The organism is Pantoea sp. Ft-CA_14, from assembly GCF_024520875.1.
Classification (GTDB): Bacteria; Pseudomonadota; Gammaproteobacteria; order Enterobacterales; family Enterobacteriaceae; genus Pantoea; species Pantoea agglomerans.
Genome location: NZ_JALNPM010000047.1, coordinates 1 through 258, shown reverse-complemented (window position 1 = coordinate 258; position 258 = coordinate 1). Strand labels below are relative to the sequence as shown.

The 258-nt window shown below is 48.8% G+C and carries 1 protein-coding gene; it reads left to right on the top strand.

Going from position 1 to position 258, the window contains the following annotated elements:
- On the top strand, positions 1–153 hold a 153-nt coding region (locus NR195_RS22795), incomplete at its 5' end, for a fumarate hydratase C-terminal domain-containing protein (protein ID WP_256844938.1).
- Positions 154–258: the final 105 nt, after the last annotated feature.

Sequence of the window (258 nt, the reverse complement as noted above, 5' to 3'; positions counted from 1 at the left end):
AGTCTGGAGTGCGTGGAGTATGCAGAGCTGGGAATGGAAGCCATCTGGAAAATTGAGGTAGAGAATTTCCCGGCCTTCATTCTGGTTGATGACAAAGGAAATGACTTCTTCCAGCATATTGAACGTGAACACTGCTCGCGCTGTGTGAAATAAACTTACGCAGTCAGCAATACGAAACGGCCCCTGTTACGGGGCCGTTTTTTTTAATCGCGCTGCAGGCGATGCATTGCGTCGCTTATCCTTTCATCACCTTCGGTC